The sequence below is a fragment of the Pseudomonas sp. TE12508 genome (assembly GCF_056279485.1).
Map to the genome: position 1 here is coordinate 115,462 of NZ_JBWCCN010000004.1, position 16,199 is coordinate 131,660.

At 60.4% G+C, this 16,199-nt stretch carries 21 protein-coding genes; 7 read left to right on the plus strand and 14 right to left on the minus strand.

What is annotated here, in order from left to right:
• Positions 1–67 precede the first annotated feature (67 nt).
• Positions 68–922 (plus strand): RNA polymerase sigma factor RpoH, encoded by an 855-nt coding sequence (gene rpoH / locus ACZ9IM_RS06745; protein WP_007897890.1) that lies wholly within the window; start codon positions 68–70, stop codon positions 920–922.
• 206 nt (positions 923–1,128) lie between these two features.
• Here the strand turns inward: rpoH and mtgA are convergent, their stop codons facing one another.
• Complete coding sequence (gene mtgA, locus ACZ9IM_RS06750; protein WP_476223593.1) at positions 1,129–1,851, minus strand: monofunctional biosynthetic peptidoglycan transglycosylase; 723 nt, start codon at positions 1,849–1,851, stop codon at positions 1,129–1,131.
• Positions 1,852–1,925: 74 nt separating this feature from the next.
• On the opposite strand from mtgA, the gene ACZ9IM_RS06755 reads away from it, so the two are divergent.
• From ACZ9IM_RS06755 to trmB, 4 genes are all read left to right on the plus strand, one after another.
• Complete coding sequence (locus ACZ9IM_RS06755) at positions 1,926–2,297, plus strand: DUF423 domain-containing protein (RefSeq protein WP_427626215.1); 372 nt, start codon at positions 1,926–1,928, stop codon at positions 2,295–2,297.
• Between the two features lie 90 nt (positions 2,298–2,387).
• Positions 2,388–2,588 (plus strand): sulfur carrier protein ThiS, encoded by a 201-nt coding sequence (thiS, locus tag ACZ9IM_RS06760; RefSeq protein ID WP_007897898.1) that lies wholly within the window; start codon positions 2,388–2,390, stop codon positions 2,586–2,588.
• 63 nt (positions 2,589–2,651) lie between these two features.
• The gene (locus ACZ9IM_RS06765; protein ID WP_007897902.1) at positions 2,652–3,446 is read left to right on the plus strand and encodes a thiazole synthase; all 795 of its coding nucleotides are present in this window, start codon (positions 2,652–2,654) and stop codon (positions 3,444–3,446) included.
• 9 nt (positions 3,447–3,455) lie between these two features.
• The gene (trmB, locus tag ACZ9IM_RS06770) at positions 3,456–4,181 is read left to right on the plus strand and encodes a tRNA (guanosine(46)-N7)-methyltransferase TrmB (protein ID WP_007897906.1); all 726 of its coding nucleotides are present in this window, start codon (positions 3,456–3,458) and stop codon (positions 4,179–4,181) included.
• Between the two features lie 131 nt (positions 4,182–4,312).
• Here trmB and ACZ9IM_RS06775 read toward each other — a convergent pair whose 3' ends face one another.
• The 10 genes from ACZ9IM_RS06775 to ACZ9IM_RS06820 all read right to left on the minus strand — a co-directional run bounded on the left by ACZ9IM_RS06775 (position 4,313) and on the right by ACZ9IM_RS06820 (position 11,299).
• Positions 4,313–4,636, minus strand: a complete 324-nt coding sequence (locus ACZ9IM_RS06775) for a DUF3392 domain-containing protein (protein ID WP_007897907.1) — start codon at positions 4,634–4,636, stop codon at positions 4,313–4,315.
• A 9-nt stretch (positions 4,637–4,645) separates the two neighbouring features.
• On the minus strand, positions 4,646–5,851 hold the full coding sequence (gene hemW / locus ACZ9IM_RS06780; RefSeq protein ID WP_476223594.1) for a radical SAM family heme chaperone HemW: 1,206 nt from the start codon (positions 5,849–5,851) through the stop codon (positions 4,646–4,648).
• Positions 5,848–6,444, minus strand: a complete 597-nt coding sequence (gene rdgB, locus ACZ9IM_RS06785; protein ID WP_007897921.1) for an RdgB/HAM1 family non-canonical purine NTP pyrophosphatase — start codon at positions 6,442–6,444, stop codon at positions 5,848–5,850. Before rdgB ends, hemW begins: the two co-directional genes overlap by 4 nt.
• Positions 6,441–6,875 carry a DUF4426 domain-containing protein gene (locus ACZ9IM_RS06790; protein WP_052964987.1) on the minus strand — a complete coding sequence of 145 codons (435 nt, stop codon included), beginning with the start codon at positions 6,873–6,875 and terminating at the stop codon, positions 6,441–6,443. The genes rdgB and ACZ9IM_RS06790 overlap by 4 nt, the downstream gene beginning before the upstream one ends.
• Positions 6,876–6,901: 26 nt before the next feature.
• The gene (gene metW, locus ACZ9IM_RS06795; RefSeq protein WP_476223595.1) at positions 6,902–7,522 is read right to left on the minus strand and encodes a methionine biosynthesis protein MetW; all 621 of its coding nucleotides are present in this window, start codon (positions 7,520–7,522) and stop codon (positions 6,902–6,904) included.
• A gap of 7 nt (positions 7,523–7,529) precedes the next feature.
• A complete protein-coding gene (gene metX / locus ACZ9IM_RS06800) occupies positions 7,530–8,669 on the minus strand; it encodes a homoserine O-succinyltransferase MetX (RefSeq protein ID WP_007897931.1) in 1,140 nt (379 codons plus the stop codon).
• A 187-nt stretch (positions 8,670–8,856) separates the two neighbouring features.
• Positions 8,857–9,147: a DUF167 domain-containing protein gene (locus ACZ9IM_RS06805; protein ID WP_183680893.1), complete on the minus strand. Its 291-nt coding sequence runs from the start codon at positions 9,145–9,147 to the stop codon at positions 8,857–8,859.
• Positions 9,147–9,734, minus strand: a complete 588-nt coding sequence (locus ACZ9IM_RS06810; RefSeq protein WP_427624945.1) for a YggT family protein — start codon at positions 9,732–9,734, stop codon at positions 9,147–9,149. The genes ACZ9IM_RS06805 and ACZ9IM_RS06810 overlap by 1 nt, the downstream gene beginning before the upstream one ends.
• Positions 9,735–9,757: 23 nt before the next feature.
• Positions 9,758–10,576 (minus strand): pyrroline-5-carboxylate reductase, encoded by an 819-nt coding sequence (gene proC / locus ACZ9IM_RS06815; protein ID WP_476223596.1) that lies wholly within the window; start codon positions 10,574–10,576, stop codon positions 9,758–9,760.
• A gap of 36 nt (positions 10,577–10,612) precedes the next feature.
• Positions 10,613–11,299, minus strand: a complete 687-nt coding sequence (locus ACZ9IM_RS06820) for a YggS family pyridoxal phosphate-dependent enzyme (protein WP_007897937.1) — start codon at positions 11,297–11,299, stop codon at positions 10,613–10,615.
• A gap of 56 nt (positions 11,300–11,355) precedes the next feature.
• On the opposite strand from ACZ9IM_RS06820, the gene ACZ9IM_RS06825 reads away from it, so the two are divergent.
• On the plus strand, positions 11,356–12,390 hold the full coding sequence (locus ACZ9IM_RS06825) for a type IV pilus twitching motility protein PilT (RefSeq protein ID WP_123500239.1): 1,035 nt from the start codon (positions 11,356–11,358) through the stop codon (positions 12,388–12,390).
• A 131-nt stretch (positions 12,391–12,521) separates the two neighbouring features.
• On the opposite strand, the gene ACZ9IM_RS06830 is transcribed toward ACZ9IM_RS06825, so the two are convergent.
• Entirely contained in the window at positions 12,522–13,145 is a 624-nt protein-coding gene (locus ACZ9IM_RS06830) for a C40 family peptidase (protein ID WP_476223597.1), read from the minus strand.
• Between the two features lie 250 nt (positions 13,146–13,395).
• Here ACZ9IM_RS06830 and ACZ9IM_RS06835 point away from each other — a divergent pair, with 250 nt between their 5' ends.
• Positions 13,396–13,827 carry an NINE protein gene (locus ACZ9IM_RS06835; RefSeq protein WP_007897940.1) on the plus strand — a complete coding sequence of 144 codons (432 nt, stop codon included), beginning with the start codon at positions 13,396–13,398 and terminating at the stop codon, positions 13,825–13,827.
• A 97-nt stretch (positions 13,828–13,924) separates the two neighbouring features.
• Here ACZ9IM_RS06835 and ACZ9IM_RS06840 read toward each other — a convergent pair whose 3' ends face one another.
• Positions 13,925–15,196: a dihydroorotase gene (locus ACZ9IM_RS06840; RefSeq protein WP_427624949.1), complete on the minus strand. Its 1,272-nt coding sequence runs from the start codon at positions 15,194–15,196 to the stop codon at positions 13,925–13,927.
• A complete protein-coding gene (locus tag ACZ9IM_RS06845; protein ID WP_007897943.1) occupies positions 15,193–16,197 on the minus strand; it encodes an aspartate carbamoyltransferase catalytic subunit in 1,005 nt (334 codons plus the stop codon). Before ACZ9IM_RS06845 ends, ACZ9IM_RS06840 begins: the two co-directional genes overlap by 4 nt.
• Positions 16,198–16,199 lie beyond the last annotated feature (2 nt).

Sequence of the window (16,199 nt, forward strand, 5' to 3'; positions counted from 1 at the left end):
TTTTGGTTTCCGGTCAATTTTCGCAGTGCTGAACTGCACGAGTTATGTAAGTCGGAGGTTTTTTCGTATGACCAATTCTTTGCAGCCTGCATATGCTCTGGTCCCGGGTGCAAACCTGGAGGCCTATGTGCACACGGTGAACAGCATTCCATTGCTGACACCGGAGCAGGAGCGTGAACTGGCCGAGAGTCTCTATTATGAGCAGGATTTGGGGGCGGCTCGGCAGATGGTGCTCGCCCACCTGCGTTTTGTCGTACACATTGCCCGTAGCTATTCCGGCTACGGCCTGGCCCAGGCTGACCTGATCCAGGAAGGCAACGTCGGCCTGATGAAAGCGGTCAAGCGTTTCAACCCGGAAATGGGTGTACGCCTGGTGTCCTTTGCGGTGCACTGGATCAAGGCAGAAATCCACGAGTTCATCCTGCGCAACTGGCGGATCGTGAAAGTCGCGACCACCAAGGCCCAGCGCAAGCTGTTCTTCAACCTGCGCAGCCAGAAGAAACGTCTGGCCTGGCTGAACAACGAGGAAGTCCATCGCGTGGCGGAAAGCCTCGGCGTAGAGCCGCGGGAAGTGCGCGAGATGGAAAGTCGCCTGACCGGCCATGACATGGCTTTCGACCCGGCTGCGGAAGCGGACGACGACAGTGCATTCCAGTCGCCGGCCAACTACCTGGAAGACCACCGGTACGATCCGGCCCGTCAACTGGAAGACGCTGACTGGAGCGACAACTCCAACCACAACCTGCACGAAGCGCTTGAAGTGCTGGACGACCGCAGCCGTGACATCCTCTACCAGCGCTGGCTGGCAGAAGAAAAAGCCACGCTGCACGACCTGGCGCAGAAGTACAACGTGTCGGCCGAGCGTATTCGTCAGCTCGAGAAGAGCGCGATGAACAAGCTCAAGTTGTCGATCGCCGCATAACCTGCGCGCCGGCAATAAAAAACGCCCCGATCATTGATCGGGGCGTTTTTGTTGGTGCCCATTTTTCAGGCTCGCCTTGATCCCTGTGGGAGCGGGCTTGCCCGCGATGACGGCTGATCATTCAACATTGATGTCGACTGGCACTACGCCTTCGCGGGCAAGCCCGCTCCCACAGGGTTCTGTAGTGCCCGAAAAATCGTGAGCGGTTACTGAGACCAAGGTGCCCGGCGCGAATCGTTGAGGCCGAGCAGATAGCTATCCCCACCTAACTGACTCATCTGCTGGCGAATCCACCCGGCCCGTCTTGCAACGTAAGAGGTTGGATGACTGGCGCTCCACACCCGCGGGTTTGGCAGTACCGCAGCCAGTAAACTTGCCTGCTGTCGGGATATCGAGCGAGCGCCTACACCAAAGTGATGCCGAGCCGCCGCTTCGGCGCCAAACACGCCTTCATCCCACTCGACGCTGTTGAGGTACACCTCAAGAATCCGCTGTTTGGGCCAGAGCACCTCGATCAGCCCGGTAAACCAGGCCTCCAGGCCTTTGCGCAGCCAGCTGCGGCCAGACCACAGAAACAGGTTCTTCGACACTTGCTGGCTCAGAGTGCTGGCACCACGAATCGAGCCGCCGCGCTCGTTATGCGCAAACGCTGCCTGAATTGCGCCGAAATCGAAGCCCCAATGCTCGGGAAACTTCTGATCTTCGCCGGCAATCACTGCGACTTTCAGGTCGTCGGAGATCTCATCCCAGGGTTTCCAGGTGCGTTGCAGGTCGATGGGTTCGCCGTCGAACCAGGATTCGATCTTGCGCTCGACCATCAACGCCGTTCCCGGTGGCGGCACCACCCGAAACAGCAACACCAGCAATATGCTGCCGCCCGCGAACCAGAGCAGGGCCTTTGTGAAGCGACGGAAAATTAACTGCAGCATAGAGATGGCTTGGCCGAACCCGTTGAGCCGGCCATTATACAGACCCTGTTGATCGAGTCTGACTGGAGTTCTTCATGTTGCGTGGCTTCCTGATGCTGGCTGCTTTTTTCGGCTTCACCGGTGTTGCCTTGGGCGCATTCGCCGCCCATGGCCTGAAAAGCCGCCTGAGCGCCGAGTACCTGGCGATTTTCCATACGGGCGTCACCTATCAACTGGTGCATACCCTGGCGCTGCTGGGTGTCGCGCTGCTCGCCACGCAAATTCCCGGTCGACTGATCACCTGGGCCGGCGCATCCTTTGCCATCGGCATTCTGCTGTTTTCCGGCAGCCTGTACCTGCTGACGATCACCGGCGTCAGCAAGCTCGGGATCGTTACGCCCTTCGGTGGCCTGGCGTTCCTGGTCGGCTGGGTTTGCCTGGGGCTTGCCGCCTGGCGGTTGAGCTGACCACGCGGTCCATTTCGTGACGAATGGCTTGGGTCGGCCTGACTGATCGGGCTAGAATGCCAGCCCCTAAAAGTGATGGCGGCATTCGGTATGCGCATTCAATTGAACGGCGAATCCCTTGAACTGCCCGACGGTGAAACCGTTGCGGCCCTGCTGACCCGTCTGGAACTGACCGGGCGCCGGGTGGCGGTCGAGCTCAATCTGGATATCGTCCCGCGCAGCCAGCACGCAGAAACCACCCTAAATGATGGTGACTCCGTAGAAGTCGTGCACGCCATCGGCGGCGGCTAGTCGTCTGGCCCAAGAGGCCACAGAATTATTCTGCAAGAACCTCACCCCTACAGAGGATTTCCCATGAGCATCGTTCGTAGCGACAAGCCCTTCGTCCTGGCCGGTCGTACTTACCAGTCGCGTTTGCTGGTAGGCACCGGCAAGTACCGCGACATGGAAGAAACCCGCCTGGCCATCGAAGCCTCGGGTGCCGAGATCGTCACCTTCGCCGTGCGCCGCACCAACCTCGGCCAGAACCCGGGCGAACCGAACCTGCTCGAAGTCCTGTCGCCGGATCGCTACACCTTCCTGCCTAACACCGCCGGCTGCTTCGATGCTACCGAGGCTGTGCGCACCTGCCGCCTGGCCCGTGAGCTGCTCGGCGGCCACAACCTGGTGAAGCTGGAAGTGCTGGCGGACCAGAAAACCCTGTTCCCCAACGTGATCGAAACCCTCAAGGCCGCCGAAGTGCTGGTCAAGGAAGGTTTCGACGTGATGGTTTACACCAGCGATGACCCGATCATTGCCCGTCAACTGGCGGAAATCGGTTGCATCGCGGTGATGCCGCTGGCCGGTTTGATCGGCACGGGCCTGGGGATCTGCAACCCGTACAACCTGCAGATCATCCTCGAAGAAGCCAAGATCCCGGTGTTGGTGGATGCCGGTGTCGGTACCGCCTCCGACGCCACCATCGCCATGGAGCTGGGTTGCGAAGCGGTGCTGATGAACTCGGCCATCGCCCATGCCCAGCAGCCGATCATGATGGCTGAAGCCATGAAACACGCCATCGTTGCAGGTCGCTTGGCCTACCTCGCCGGCCGCATGCCGAAAAAACTCTATGCCAGCGCCTCCTCGCCGCTGGATGGTCTGATCAAGTAAGAGCCATTGATGACTGAATCAAACGACACGCCAATCCAGACGGAAGAAGGCGACGAGCGTCAACACCGCCGCATCAAGAGTTTCGTGATGCGCGCCGGGCGCATGACTGAAGGCCAGCAACGTGGTCTGGACCAAGGCACACCGCTGTTCGTGCTGCCTTTGGCCGATGCACCGGTGGACTTCGATCAGGTGTTCGGTCGCTCAGCGCCGCGCTCGCTCGAAATCGGCTTTGGCATGGGCCATTCGCTGCTGGAAATGGCCGCGGCCTCGCCGGAGCAGGATTTCATTGGCGTTGAAGTTCACCGTCCGGGTGTCGGTGCGCTGCTCAATGGCGTGCTGACTCAGGGCCTGACCAACCTGCGCGTCTACGATTGCGATGCAATCGAAGTGCTCAACCGTTGCATCGCCGACAACAGCCTCGATCGCCTGATGCTGTTTTTCCCGGACCCGTGGCACAAGAGCCGTCACCACAAGCGTCGTATCGTTCAGGCGTCGTTCGCCGAGCTGGTGCGCAGCAAGTTGAAGGTCGGCGGTGTGTTGCACATGGCCACTGACTGGGAACCGTACGCCGAGTACATGCTGGAAGTGATGAACGTCGCGCCGGGCTATCGCAACCTCGCCGAAGACGGCAAATGCGTCCCGCGCCCGACCGAGCGCCCGATCACCAAGTTCGAACGCCGCGGCGAACGCCTTGGGCATGGCGTGTGGGATCTGAAGTTCGAAAAACAGTCTTAAGTACAACGCTGTAAAAACTGTGGGAGCGAGCCTGCTCGCGATAGCGTCACAACATTCAACATCTTCGTTGACTGTCTGACCGCTATCGCGAGCAGGCTCGCTCCCACAGTTGTTTTCGGTTGTAACTGAAGTCAGCGGCGATCAGCGACCACGCCAATCAACACCAGCACCACCAACAACACCGGCGCCAGGCTGTAGTTGTTGAACTGGCTCAGGCCTTTGATGATCCATGGAGTTGCATAGATCAGCGCCACGCCGCTGCCGACCATGCACAGCAGGGCCATCAGCGGGACGCGCAAGGCGCCGGCGATGCTGCCCAGGCGTTGGTCGACCCAACCCTTGATGTCGGCGCCAAACAGCACCAGCAGGCAGCCCACCAGCGCCAGCGAGATTTCCGACAGGTTGCTACGGCTCCAGCGGGACACGGTGGCGAGCAGGTCGAGTACCAGATCCATTCGATTTCCTTATGTCAGAAATTTTTGCAGCAAGTCATTGAGAAAGAGTTGTCCGCGCAGCGTGGCCGCCAGACGTGACGGTTCGACCTGCAACAAGCCACTTTGTTCGGCCTCGCGGCGAGCTTCGGCGAGGCTTTCCAGGGGCAGCCCGGTGCGCTCTGGATACAACCGCGCTTCGACGCCCTCGGTCAGGCGCAAGGCGTTCATCAGGAACTCGAACGGCAGTTCTTCGTTGGTCAGGGCTTTCTCGCCAGCCTTGAAGCTTTTGGCCGGATTGAGGTAGTCCTTCGGCAAGCGGGTCTTCCAGGTACGGACGATGCGCCCGTCCGGATGGCTGAGCTTGCCATGAGCCCCGGCACCGATGCCGATGAAGTCGCCGAAACTCCAGTAATTGAGGTTATGCCGCGCCGGACGACCGGGCAGGGCGTAGGCCGAGACTTCGTATTGCGCGTAACCGTGTTCGGCCAACAGCGCCTGACCGGCCTCTTGAATGTCCCACAGGGTGTCGTCTTCCGGCAGCGTCGGCGGCTGGTTCCAGAACACCGTGTTCGGTTCCAGCGTCAGCTGATACCAGGACAGGTGCGTCGGTTTCAGGGCAATGGCCTGGCGCAGGTCGTTCAGGGCATCGTCCAGGGACTGATCGGGCAAACCATGCATCAGGTCCAGGTTGAAGTTGTCGAAACCGGCCTGACGGGCCATGCCGGCGGCACGCACGGCTTCATCACCGTTGTGAATCCGCCCCAGGGCCTTGAGCTTCTCTTCCTGAAAGCTCTGGATGCCGATCGACAGGCGATTGATACCCAGCGCCCGGTAAGCGACGAACTTTTCCTGCTCGAAGGTTCCGGGGTTGGCTTCCAGGGTGATTTCGATGTCGCTGGCAAACGGAATTCGTTGCTCGACGCCCTTGAGCAAGCGACCCAGTGCCTTGGCACTGAACAGGCTCGGCGTACCGCCACCGAAGAAGATCGAGCTCAGCTCGCGGCCATAGACCGCATGCAGGTCTTGATCGAGGTCGGCCAGCAGGGCGTCGACATATTCTTCTTCCGGCAGCACGGGGCTGGCGGTGTGGGAGTTGAAGTCGCAATAAGGGCATTTGCGTACACACCACGGGATGTGGATGTACAGCGCCAGGGGCGGCAGCACAGGCAGGGCCGCTCGAGGCGATTGGGCGGCGCCGCCGAAGATCAGCGGCGACGCGGACGAGTCATGGATCATTTCAGGCCCAGACGCTGGCGCAGCAGATCCATTGCACGGGCGCGGTGACTGATCTGGTTCTTGTCGCTGGGCTTAAGCTCGGCGCTGGAGCATTCACGCTCCGGGACCCAGAACAGCGGGTCATAGCCAAAACCGTGTTCGCCGCTGGCCTGGGTCAGGATGCGCCCATGCCACAGGCCTTCGCAGAGAATCGGCAACGGATCGTCGGCATGACGCACCAGCGCCAGCACACAGACGAACTGCGCGCCGCGCTCGGCTTGCGGCACGTCTTTCAAGACGTCGAGCAGTTTGGCGTTGTTCGCCGCATCGCCTTTACCGTCGGCGTAACGGGCCGAATAAATGCCCGGCGCACCGCCGAGGAAATCCACCGCCAGCCCCGAATCATCGGCCAAGGCCGGCAGACCGGAAATGCGCGAGGCATTGCGGGCCTTGAGAATGGCGTTCTCGACGAACGACAGGCCGGTTTCTTCAGGCTCGACGCTGCTGAACTCGCCGATCGAGCGCAAGTGCACCGATTCGCCGAGCATGGCCTGGAGTTCCTTGAGTTTGCCGGCGTTGTGGCTGGCCAGTACGAGTTGGGTGAAATTCATCATTGGCCGGGGAAAAGCTCTTGTTGGAAACTGATGGTGTTGGTTTTGTCGCCGGTCTGCACCTTGATGTCAAAGGTGCGGATTTCCTGCTGATCCACCGGGAACTGGGCGATGTAGTACACCGCGCCTGTTTCAGTGATCTGTTTGAACTTCAGCGGGATGCTTTGGCTGGTCAGGTCTTTGACCGTGCCGCTGACCTGAGCCGTCTGTGGTTTACCTTCCTTGAGTACCGAGACATTGATCACGCCCTGATTCTTGCTGCGGGTCAGCTCGGCCGCTTTGGCGATATCCGGTGTCAGGAAGGTGGAATTGAAGGTGTTGTAATGCACCGTCACATCGCCAAAGGTTTCCTTGCGCTCGCCCTTGATGACATCGGCGGCCATGGCGGTGACGCTCAGGCAGGCAGTAAGTAAAAACAGCGCTAGACGACCCATGATCGTTCTCCTCGAAATGTCGTGATTCAGACCGCGACCTTGTGGTCCTGCAGCCCGGGGCTGCTGACTCGGTAAATACCGATTTCACCTAACAGATTAGGCCATAGCTTACTGGCCCACCCGTGCCGATGCTGTTGATCCACGGCAAGCCGATCAATGACCTTGGCTTCACGTTCGCGACAAAGCGCTTCAAAGTCTTCGAAAGTGCAGAAGTGGATGTTCGGCGTGTTGTACCAGGTATATGGCAGAAAATCCGAAACCGGCATCCGGCCCTTGCTCGCCAGGTACCAGCGGCAGCGCCAGTGACCGAAATTGGGGAAGGTGATGATGCACTGGCGACCGACGCGCAGCATTTCGTCGAGGATCCTGTCCGGGTAATGCACGGCTTGCAGGGCCTGGGTCATGACCACGATGTCGAAGCTGTTGCTGGCGAAGTTGCCCAGACCCTTGTCCAGATCTTGCTCGATGACGTTGATACCCTTGGCCACGCACTCGGCAATGTTATCCGGGTCGTTTTCCAGGCCATAGCCGGTGACCTGTTTGTGGTCGCGCAGCCAGGTCAGCAACTCGCCGTCACCGCAGCCGAGGTCGAGCACGCGGCTGCCGGCGGGGATCCATTCCTGGATGATTTCCAGATCGGCTCTCATGTCTTCCTCAAAGCGCTATACGGTTCATGTAATTGCTGAAGGCCTGCAAATAACGCGGGATCGGAATCAGGAAGGCATCGTGGCCTTGCGGAGCGTCGATCTCCAGGTAGCAGACGTCTTTCCTGGCCGCCATCAGCGCGTCCACCAGTTCCCGCGAGCGGGCAGGGGAGAAGCGCCAGTCGGTGGTGAAGGACATCACGCAGAACCTGGCCTGGGCATTGGCGAAGGTTTTCGCCAGGTCATCGTCGAAGTTTGCCGCCGGGTCGAAGTAGTCCAGTGCCTTGGTCATCAGCAGGTAGGTGTTGGCGTCGAAACGTCCGGAAAACTCTTCGCCCTGATACCGCAGGTAACTTTCGACCTGGAACTCGACGCTGTGGAAGTCGTAGTTGAGCTTTTCGCTCTTCAGGCCGCGACCGAATTTCTCGCCCATGGAGTCGTCGGACAGATACGTGATGTGCCCGACCATCCGCGCCAGCATCAAGCCGCGCTTGGGGATCACACCCGCTTCCTGGAACGAGCCGCCGTGGAACTCCGGGTCGGTGAGGATCGCCTGACGTGCGACTTCGTTGAACGCAATGTTCTGCGCCGACAGTTTTGGTGCCGAGGCGATCGCCAGGCAGTGCCGCACGCGGTCCGGGTAAGTGATGGTCCACTGCAAGGCCTGCATGCCGCCGAGGCTGCCGCCGATCACCGCCGCCCATTGGCGGATGCCGAGCAGGTCGGCGAGACGTGCCTGGCTGTGGACCCAGTCTTCCACGGTCAGTACCGGGAAATCGGCGCCGAATGGCTTGCCGGTTTCCGGATTGACACTGCTGGGGCCGGTGGAGCCATTGCACCCGCCGAGATTATTCAGGCTGACCACGAAGAACTTGTTGGTGTCGATCGGCTTGCCGGGGCCGATGCAGCTGTCCCACCAACCCGGTTTGCGGTCGTCGGGGCTGTGGAAGCCGGCGGCGTGATGGTGACCGGACAAGGCGTGGCAGATCAGCACGGCGTTGCTCGCCGTAGCGTTCAGCGTGCCGTAGGTTTCGTAGATCAGGTCATAAGCGGGCAGCGAACGTCCGCAGGCCAAGGCCAGGGGTTCACTGAAGTGCGCCACTTGCGGCGTCACCAGACCAACAGAATCGGGGGGGAAGGCAGCTGGCATCGACCCTGCTCTCATTGAAATGAGGCGTAAGTCTAAAGACCGCTGACCCTAGCAGCAAGCTAACTTCCCCACCGTTAACGATCGTTCCCACGCTCTGCGTGGGAATGCCTCGCTGGACGCTCTGCGTCCGCTTCGGCTGGGACGCGGAGCGTCCCGGGCTGCATTCCCACGCGGAGCGTGGGAATGATCAGGGGAGGGTGAGATCCGGCAAATCCGGCAGTTTCTTCGGCGAACAGATCCGCACCCGTTTCTGCCGGTTCAGCTCTCCGCTGATCAAACTCACCTGACTCTTGGAAACCCCGAACGCCTTGGCCAGAAACGCCATCAGGTACGCATTGGCCTTGCCTTCAACCGGCGGTGCGGTCAGGCGGATCTTCAGGCGATCGCCATGCAGCCCGCAGAAATCATCGCTGCGGGCCGCCGGTTGCAGGTGACATTCCAGAATCAGGTCATCACCGTCCCAGCGAAAGTAGCTCATCAGATCAGGCCGAGCAGCCCCTGCGGCATGAGGGCATAGTACGCAAGTCGCGGGATCAGCCAGCTTTGCAGCAACTGGATCGCGATAAACGCGAAGATCGGCGAGATGTCGAGGCCGCCCAGGTTCGGAATGATACGGCGGAACGGCGCGAGTACTGGTTCAGTAATCTGCGCGACCAGCTCTGCGCCCGGGTTGTGGCTGCCGGGAGCGACCCAGGACAGGATCACACTGATGATCATCGCGTAGAACAGAACACTCAGAAACAGCGAGAAGATTGCGATCAGTGCCCAAGGCACCAAAAGCAGCAAATCGACCTCGAAGCCCTTGAGCAGCAGGATGACTGCTATCAGCACCATCTGCACGATCAGCGCCAGTACCAGTGACGACATGTCCAGCCCGAACATACTCGGGATGACCCGGCGCAGGGGCTTGAGCAGCGGTTGAGTGGCTTTCACGATGAACTGGCAGAGCGGGTTGTAAAAATTCGCCCGAACCAATTGCAGGATGAAGCGCAGCAGCACGATCAGCAGGTACAGGCTGCCCAAGGTTTTGATGATGAAAATGGCAGCGTCATTGAGTCCGAGCATCATTGATTCCTTGTAAGAGCTGATTAGCGACCGAGTTGCTCAGCCATCTCGGCCGAGCGGTGCGCAGCGGCGCCGAGTGCTTTTTCTACCAGGGCTTCGAAGCCGCCGGCCTGGAACGACTTGATCGCCGCTTCGGTGGTGCCCGCAGGTGACGTCACGCGACGACGCAGTTCAGCCGCGTCGACATCGCTTGCGACCGCCATGTGTGCAGCACCCAAAGCGGTTTGCACGGTCAGTTGCGCGGCGATGTCCGCTGGCAGGCCGAGCTTCACGCCCGCGGCGGTCATGGCTTCGATCAGCAGGAAGAAATACGCAGGGCCTGAGCCGGAAACGGCGGTGACCGCGTCCAGTTGCTGTTCTTCGTTCAGCCACAGGGCAATGCCAACCGCCGACAGCAATTCTTCAGCTTGCTGGCGTTGCCCGGCGCTCACTTCGTTGGTGGCGTACAGCCCGCTCACGCCCTGACGCAGCAGCGCCGGGGTGTTGGGCATGCAGCGCACGATCGGCTGGGCGCCAAGCCAGTTGTTCATGCTGGCGCAGGTGATGCCGGCCGCAATCGAGACCACCAGTTGATTCGGCGCAAGGCTTGGGCGAATGGCTTCGCACACGGCTTTCATCGCCTGGGGTTTGACCGCCAGCACGATCACGTCCACGCCCTGAATGGCTTCGGCGTTGTCAGCAAACACTTCGATGCCGTGTTCGGCACTCACGCGGGCACGGGTTTGTTCACCCGGATCACTGGCGCGGATCTGCGCGGCGTCCAGACCTTTGGCGCGCAGGCCGCCGATCAGGCTGGCGGCCATGTTGCCGGCTCCGATAAAGGCAATACGAGTCTTGCTCATGTCAGGTCCTTATAAAGAGAGGTGTCAGCCATTGTTTCAAGACTGGCCGTAGTCGCGGGCACCAAACAGGGCCGTTCCGATACGGACCCAAGTGGCGCCCATGGCAATGGCCGACTCGAGGTCGTGGCTCATGCCCATGGAAAGTGTGTCGAGTGGCAGGTTCAGGCTGGCTTGCAGGCTCTGTACGGCAGCAAAAGCCGCGTCCTGGGCGGCGCGATCTTCAGTCGGCTCGGGAATCGCCATCAGCCCGCGTAATTTCAAGCGCGGCAGCGCGCTGATGGCATTGGCCAGGGCGGGCAGGTCGGCCGGGGTACAGCCGGACTTGCTGGCTTCACCACTGACGTTGACCTGGATGCAGATGTTCAATGGAGGCAAATCGGCAGGGCGTTGTTCGGACAGGCGTTGTGCGATTTTCAAGCGATCCACGGAATGCACCCAGTCGAAATGCTCGGCGATAGCGCGAGTCTTGTTCGATTGAATGGGGCCGATGAAGTGCCAGATCAAGGGCAGGTCGGCCAATTCGAGCTGTTTGCCCAAGGCTTCCTGCAGGTAGTTTTCGCCAAAGTCGCGGATCCCGGCGGCGTAGGCTTCACGCAGTGCTTCGGCGGGTTTGGTCTTGCTCACGGCTAGCAGCTGGATGCTGTGCTCGTTGCGCCCGGCGGCGAGGGCGGCAGCACGGATGCGTGAACTAACCTGAGCGATGTTGTCTGCTATCGTGGACATCAAGAGGCGCCAGCGGTCTGAAGGTTCGCGGCATTCTACTGGAATTGAGGAGCGCTATGGATATCACTGAGCTGCTGGCTTTCAGCGCCAAACAAGGCGCGTCTGACCTGCACCTGTCCGCCGGCCTGCCACCGATGATCCGTGTCGACGGCGATGTACGACGCATCAACCTGCCGGCTCTGGATCACAAGGAAGTGCATGAGCTGATCTACGACATCATGAACGACCTCCAGCGGGTGGACTTCGAGAAGCATCTTGAAACCGACTTTTCCTTCGAAGTGCCCGGCGTGGCGCGTTTTCGGGTCAATGCCTTCAACCAGAATCGGGGTGCGGGCGCGGTATTCCGGACCATTCCGTCCAAGGTGCTGAGCATGGACGATCTGGGGATGGGGGAAGTGTTTCGCAAGATTACCGAAGCCCCCCGGGGCCTGGTGCTGGTGACCGGCCCGACCGGTTCGGGCAAGTCCACCACATTGGCGGCGATGATCGATTACCTGAACAACCATCGCCATCACCACATCCTCACCATCGAAGACCCGATCGAGTTCGTCCACGAATCGCGCAAATGCCTGATCAATCAGCGCGAAGTCCATCGTGATACCCGCAGCTTCGCCACGGCGCTGCGCTCGGCCCTGCGCGAAGACCCGGACGTGATTCTGGTGGGGGAGATGCGTGATCTGGAGACTATTCGGCTGGCATTGACTGCCGCCGAGACCGGTCACCTGGTATTCGGCACGCTGCACACCACGTCGGCGGCGAAAACCATCGACCGGGTGGTGGACGTGTTTCCGGGCGACGAAAAATCGATGGTGCGCTCGATGCTTTCCGAGTCATTGCTGGCGGTGGTTTCGCAGACATTGATCAAGAAAATCGGCGGCGGGCGAGTTGCCGCCCACGAAATCATGCTTGGCACTTCGGCGATCCGTAACCTGATCCGCGAAGACAAGGTGGCGCAGATGTATTCGTCGATTCAGACCGGAGGGTCGCTGGGGATGCAGACGCTGGATATGTGCCTGAAGGAGTTGGTGACCAAGGGCGTGATCAGTCGCGAGCATGCGCGGGAGAAGGCGCGGTCGCCGGATAACTTCTGACGGGAAGTTGATCGTTCCCACGCTCTGCGTGGGAATGCCTCAATGGACGCTCCGCGTCCGCTTTGGCAGGGGGGACGCGGAGCGTCCCGGGCTGCGTTCCCACGCAGAGCGTGGGAACGATCAGTGTCGGATCAGCGCTGAACAACCCGCAATTCGTTCTGTTCTTTCGGCAGAACCCGCTTGGCAACCACGTAGTGGCTTTCCCAATACGGTTTCTTCAGGGTGTCGATGCTGACCGACTTGCCACGGCGGGGTGCGTGGATGAAGCGGTCGTTGCCCAGGTAGATGGCAACATGATTGACCCGGCGGCTCTTGATGTTGAAGAAAATCAGGTCGCCTGGCTTCAGATCGTTGCGATCGACCTTCTCGCCATGGCCGCTGGCCATGGCGTTGGAGGTACGAGGCAGGTCAAACGTAGCGTCGTTGAACGCGTATTTCACCAGACCGCTGCAATCGAACCCTTTACTTGGGCTGCTGCCGCCCCAACGATAAGGCGTACCGAGCACGTTTACCGCGCGGCTCAACACGTTGCTGCTTTCCTTGCTGGCCATTGGCGGTACCAGCGTGCGGTTAGCGCTGCTCAGTTGGGTGGAGCGTTTTACTGTCTGTTTGTTGTTTTTGCTTGAAGGAGCAGAAACATGGGATTTGGGGGTGTAACCATTAACGTTGGGAAGACGTTGCTCACGATTGGTGGCGTGGGCGGCCAGGGGCAATAATAGGCAAATGGTTAGCCATGTCTTGAAAAATGGACGCATTAGGCAAGGCTCATATGGGTGAACGCGCAACTTTATAACAGCTTTTTTGGCCCTTCCGAGGCCGTTGGTCGATTCAGGCGGCGGGCCACGGAACTAAAAAAGCGGCAAAATTGACGCAGTTGTCGGACAAAAGTCAGGTATTACAAGGCTTTGGCAGGAATGAAGTTAGCATTTGCCGTATGTCGGCCGCCTGTAAAAAAGTCACAAAGAATTCAAGAATATTTCTCTATCGTGTGAGTCGAGGTCATCCATGAACACCTATCAACACCCCGTTTCAGAGCAAGACACACACAGCAAAGTGATTGGTTACCTGTTGTGGATTTTCGGTTTTACCGGGGCTCACCGCTTCTATTACGGCAAGCCGGTGACCGGGACCATCTGGTTTTTTACCTTCGGTTTGCTGGGTATCGGCTGGTTGATCGACCTGTTTCTGATCCCCTCCATGGACCGTGAAGCGGACCTGCGCTTTACCGCTGGCCCCATCGAATACAACGTTGCGTGGATTCTGCTGACGTTTCTGGGGGTATTCGGTGTGCACCGGATGTATCAGGGGAAATGGATCAGCGGGTTGCTGTATCTGGTGACAGGCGGGGTGTTCTTTCTGGGGGTGTTGTATGACTTCTGGACGTTGAATGACCAAGTGTCGATTCGCAACGCGCAGAACAGAGGCGCCTTCCAGTAAGTTGTGGCGAGGGAGCTTGCTCCCGCTGGGTCGCGAAGCGACCCCAAAACAGGTCTGCTGCGCAGCCCAGCGGGAGCAAGCTCCCTCGCCACAGGTGTTAAGCCTGGTGACTGATCCGTCCATCCACCAGGGTGTAACGCACCACACCCGGCAAGCTATGGCCAATGAACGGGCAGTTTTCACCCTTGGATAGCCAGGTTTCACCGGCCACGGTCGAGGCCGCAGGGTCGAACAGCACGATATCTGCCGGCCCTCCCACCGCCAATTTGCCCGCTGGTAAACGCAACGCGTCGGCAGGGCCGGCGCTCAAGCGTGCGAGCAGCGTCGGCAAGTCGAGCAACCCGTCTTCCACCAGGGTCATTGCCAGCGGCAGCAGCAGCTCAACACTGCTGATGCCCGGTTCGGTGGCACCAAACGGCGCCAGTTTGGCATCGCGTTCATGGGGTTGGTGATGGCTGGAAATGGCCGAGACCACCCCCGACTTCACCGCTGCCCGCAAGCCGTCGCGGTCGGCGCGGGTGCGCAGCGGCGGCTGGACGTGATAGAGGCTGCTGAAGTCGATCAGCGCTTCGTCGGTGAGGATCAGCTGATACAACGCCACGTCCGCCGTGACTTTCAGGCCGCGGGCCTGGGCCTGAGCGATCAGCGCCACACCGCGGGCGCTGGTGAGCTGGCTGAAGTGCGCACGCACGCCGCTTTGCTCGACCAGCAGCAGGTCCCGGGCCAGGGCTACGGTTTCAGCGGTTTCCGGAATGCCCGGTAAACCGAGGAAACTCGCAGTCGGGCCTTCGTGAGCCAGGCCACCTTCGGCCAGATCATGGTCCTGCGAGTTGAAAATTACCGTCAGGTCGAACGTCGCTGCGTATTCCAGCGCCCGACACAGGGTGCGGGTGTTGCGAAAGCTCTCCAGACCGTTGCCGAAGGCCACACAGCCGGCATCGCGCAAGGCGACCAGTTCGGCCAGCTGTTCGCCATCCAGGCCTTTGCTCAGGGCGCCGATCGGGAAGACTTTGGTGTTGCCGGCTTCGCGGGCGCGGTCGAGGATCAGTTCGGCCACGGCGGAGGTGTCCAGCACCGGTTTGGTTTTCGGTGGGCAGCACAGGCTGGTCACGCCACCGGCCGCTGCTGCGCGGGTTTCGCTGGCGATCGAGCCTTTGCGGCTGTAACCCGGCTCGCGCAGGGCGACGTTCAGGTCAACCAGGCCCGGGGCCGCCACCAGGCCCTTGGCGTCGATGGTGTCTACTGCAACGAAACCCGCTGGAGCGGCGCCAAGGGCGACGATCTTGCAGGCTTCAACGTGGATATCAGTCACTTGATCCAGGCCGCTGGCCGGATCGATAACGCGTGCGCCGAGAATGCTGAGCTTCACTGGGCGTTCTCCTGCTCGAATTGGCGCTGGGCTGTTTGCCCGCTCATGGCCATGGACAGCACAGCCATACGAATCGCGATGCCGTAGGTCACCTGGTTGAGGATCACCGAGTGCGGACCGTCGGCCACCGCCGACTCAATTTCCACCCCACGGTTGATCGGCCCCGGGTGCATGACGATGCAATCCGGTTTGGCCCCGGCCAGGCGCGCGGTGGTCAGGCCGAACAGGCGGTAGAACTCGCCTTCGCTCGGCAGCAGGCCGCCGGTCATGCGTTCACGCTGCAGGCGCAGCATGATCACTACGTCGACGTCTTTCAGGCCTTCGGTCATGTCGGTGTAGACCTTCACACCGTACTGCTCGATGCCGATCGGCAGCAGGGTTTTCGGCGCGATCACGCGGATGTCCGGGCAACCAAGGGTTTTCAGGGCCAGCATGTTCGAGCGCGCTACCCGCGAGTGCAGGATGTCGCCGACGATGGCCACTGAAAGGTTTTCGAAGCCGCCCTTGTGCCGACGGATAGTGAGCATGTCGAGCATGCCCTGGGTCGGGTGGGCGTGACGGCCGTCGCCGCCGTTGATGATCGCCACTTGCGGGCAAACATGCTCGGCGATGAAGTGCGCCGCGCCGGAATCACCGTGACGCACGACGAACATGTCGGCGGCCATGGCTTCCAGGTTGCGCAGGGTGTCGAGCAGGGTTTCGCCCTTGCTCGCCGACGACGTGGACACGTTCAGGGTGATCACGTCAGCCGACAGCCGCTGAGCCGCCAGTTCGAAAGTGGTGCGGGTGCGGGTGGAGTTCTCGAAGAACACGTTGCACACGGTCTTGCCGCGCAGCAACGGGACTTTTTTCACCGCCCGGGCGCCAACCTCGAGGAACGAGTCAGCGGTGTCGAGGATTTCCGTCAGCAGCTCGCGGCGCAAACCGTCGAGCGAGAGGAAGTGGCGCAGCTGGCCCTGATCATTGAGCTGCAGCGGGCGCTTGGTTTCTAGAGGCGTCATCG

Coding starts and splice junctions, on each gene's coding strand:
- rpoH (WP_007897890.1), top strand. CDS start 68: ATGACCAATTCTTTGCAGCCTGCATATGCTCTGGTCCCGGGTGCAAAC.
- mtgA (WP_476223593.1), bottom strand. CDS start 1,851: ATGCTGCAGTTAATTTTCCGTCGCTTCACAAAGGCCCTGCTCTGGTTC.
- ACZ9IM_RS06755 (WP_427626215.1), top strand. CDS start 1,926: ATGTTGCGTGGCTTCCTGATGCTGGCTGCTTTTTTCGGCTTCACCGGT.
- thiS (WP_007897898.1), top strand. CDS start 2,388: ATGCGCATTCAATTGAACGGCGAATCCCTTGAACTGCCCGACGGTGAA.
- ACZ9IM_RS06765 (WP_007897902.1), top strand. CDS start 2,652: ATGAGCATCGTTCGTAGCGACAAGCCCTTCGTCCTGGCCGGTCGTACT.
- trmB (WP_007897906.1), top strand. CDS start 3,456: ATGACTGAATCAAACGACACGCCAATCCAGACGGAAGAAGGCGACGAG.
- ACZ9IM_RS06775 (WP_007897907.1), bottom strand. CDS start 4,636: ATGGATCTGGTACTCGACCTGCTCGCCACCGTGTCCCGCTGGAGCCGT.
- hemW (WP_476223594.1), bottom strand. CDS start 5,851: ATGATCCATGACTCGTCCGCGTCGCCGCTGATCTTCGGCGGCGCCGCC.
- rdgB (WP_007897921.1), bottom strand. CDS start 6,444: ATGATGAATTTCACCCAACTCGTACTGGCCAGCCACAACGCCGGCAAA.
- ACZ9IM_RS06790 (WP_052964987.1), bottom strand. CDS start 6,875: ATGGGTCGTCTAGCGCTGTTTTTACTTACTGCCTGCCTGAGCGTCACC.
- metW (WP_476223595.1), bottom strand. CDS start 7,522: ATGAGAGCCGATCTGGAAATCATCCAGGAATGGATCCCCGCCGGCAGC.
- metX (WP_007897931.1), bottom strand. CDS start 8,669: ATGCCAGCTGCCTTCCCCCCCGATTCTGTTGGTCTGGTGACGCCGCAA.
- ACZ9IM_RS06805 (WP_183680893.1), bottom strand. CDS start 9,147: ATGAGCTACTTTCGCTGGGACGGTGATGACCTGATTCTGGAATGTCAC.
- ACZ9IM_RS06810 (WP_427624945.1), bottom strand. CDS start 9,734: ATGCTCGGACTCAATGACGCTGCCATTTTCATCATCAAAACCTTGGGC.
- proC (WP_476223596.1), bottom strand. CDS start 10,576: ATGAGCAAGACTCGTATTGCCTTTATCGGAGCCGGCAACATGGCCGCC.
- ACZ9IM_RS06820 (WP_007897937.1), bottom strand. CDS start 11,299: ATGTCCACGATAGCAGACAACATCGCTCAGGTTAGTTCACGCATCCGT.
- ACZ9IM_RS06825 (WP_123500239.1), top strand. CDS start 11,356: ATGGATATCACTGAGCTGCTGGCTTTCAGCGCCAAACAAGGCGCGTCT.
- ACZ9IM_RS06830 (WP_476223597.1), bottom strand. CDS start 13,145: ATGCGTCCATTTTTCAAGACATGGCTAACCATTTGCCTATTATTGCCC.
- ACZ9IM_RS06835 (WP_007897940.1), top strand. CDS start 13,396: ATGAACACCTATCAACACCCCGTTTCAGAGCAAGACACACACAGCAAA.
- ACZ9IM_RS06845 (WP_007897943.1), bottom strand. CDS start 16,197: ATGACGCCTCTAGAAACCAAGCGCCCGCTGCAGCTCAATGATCAGGGC.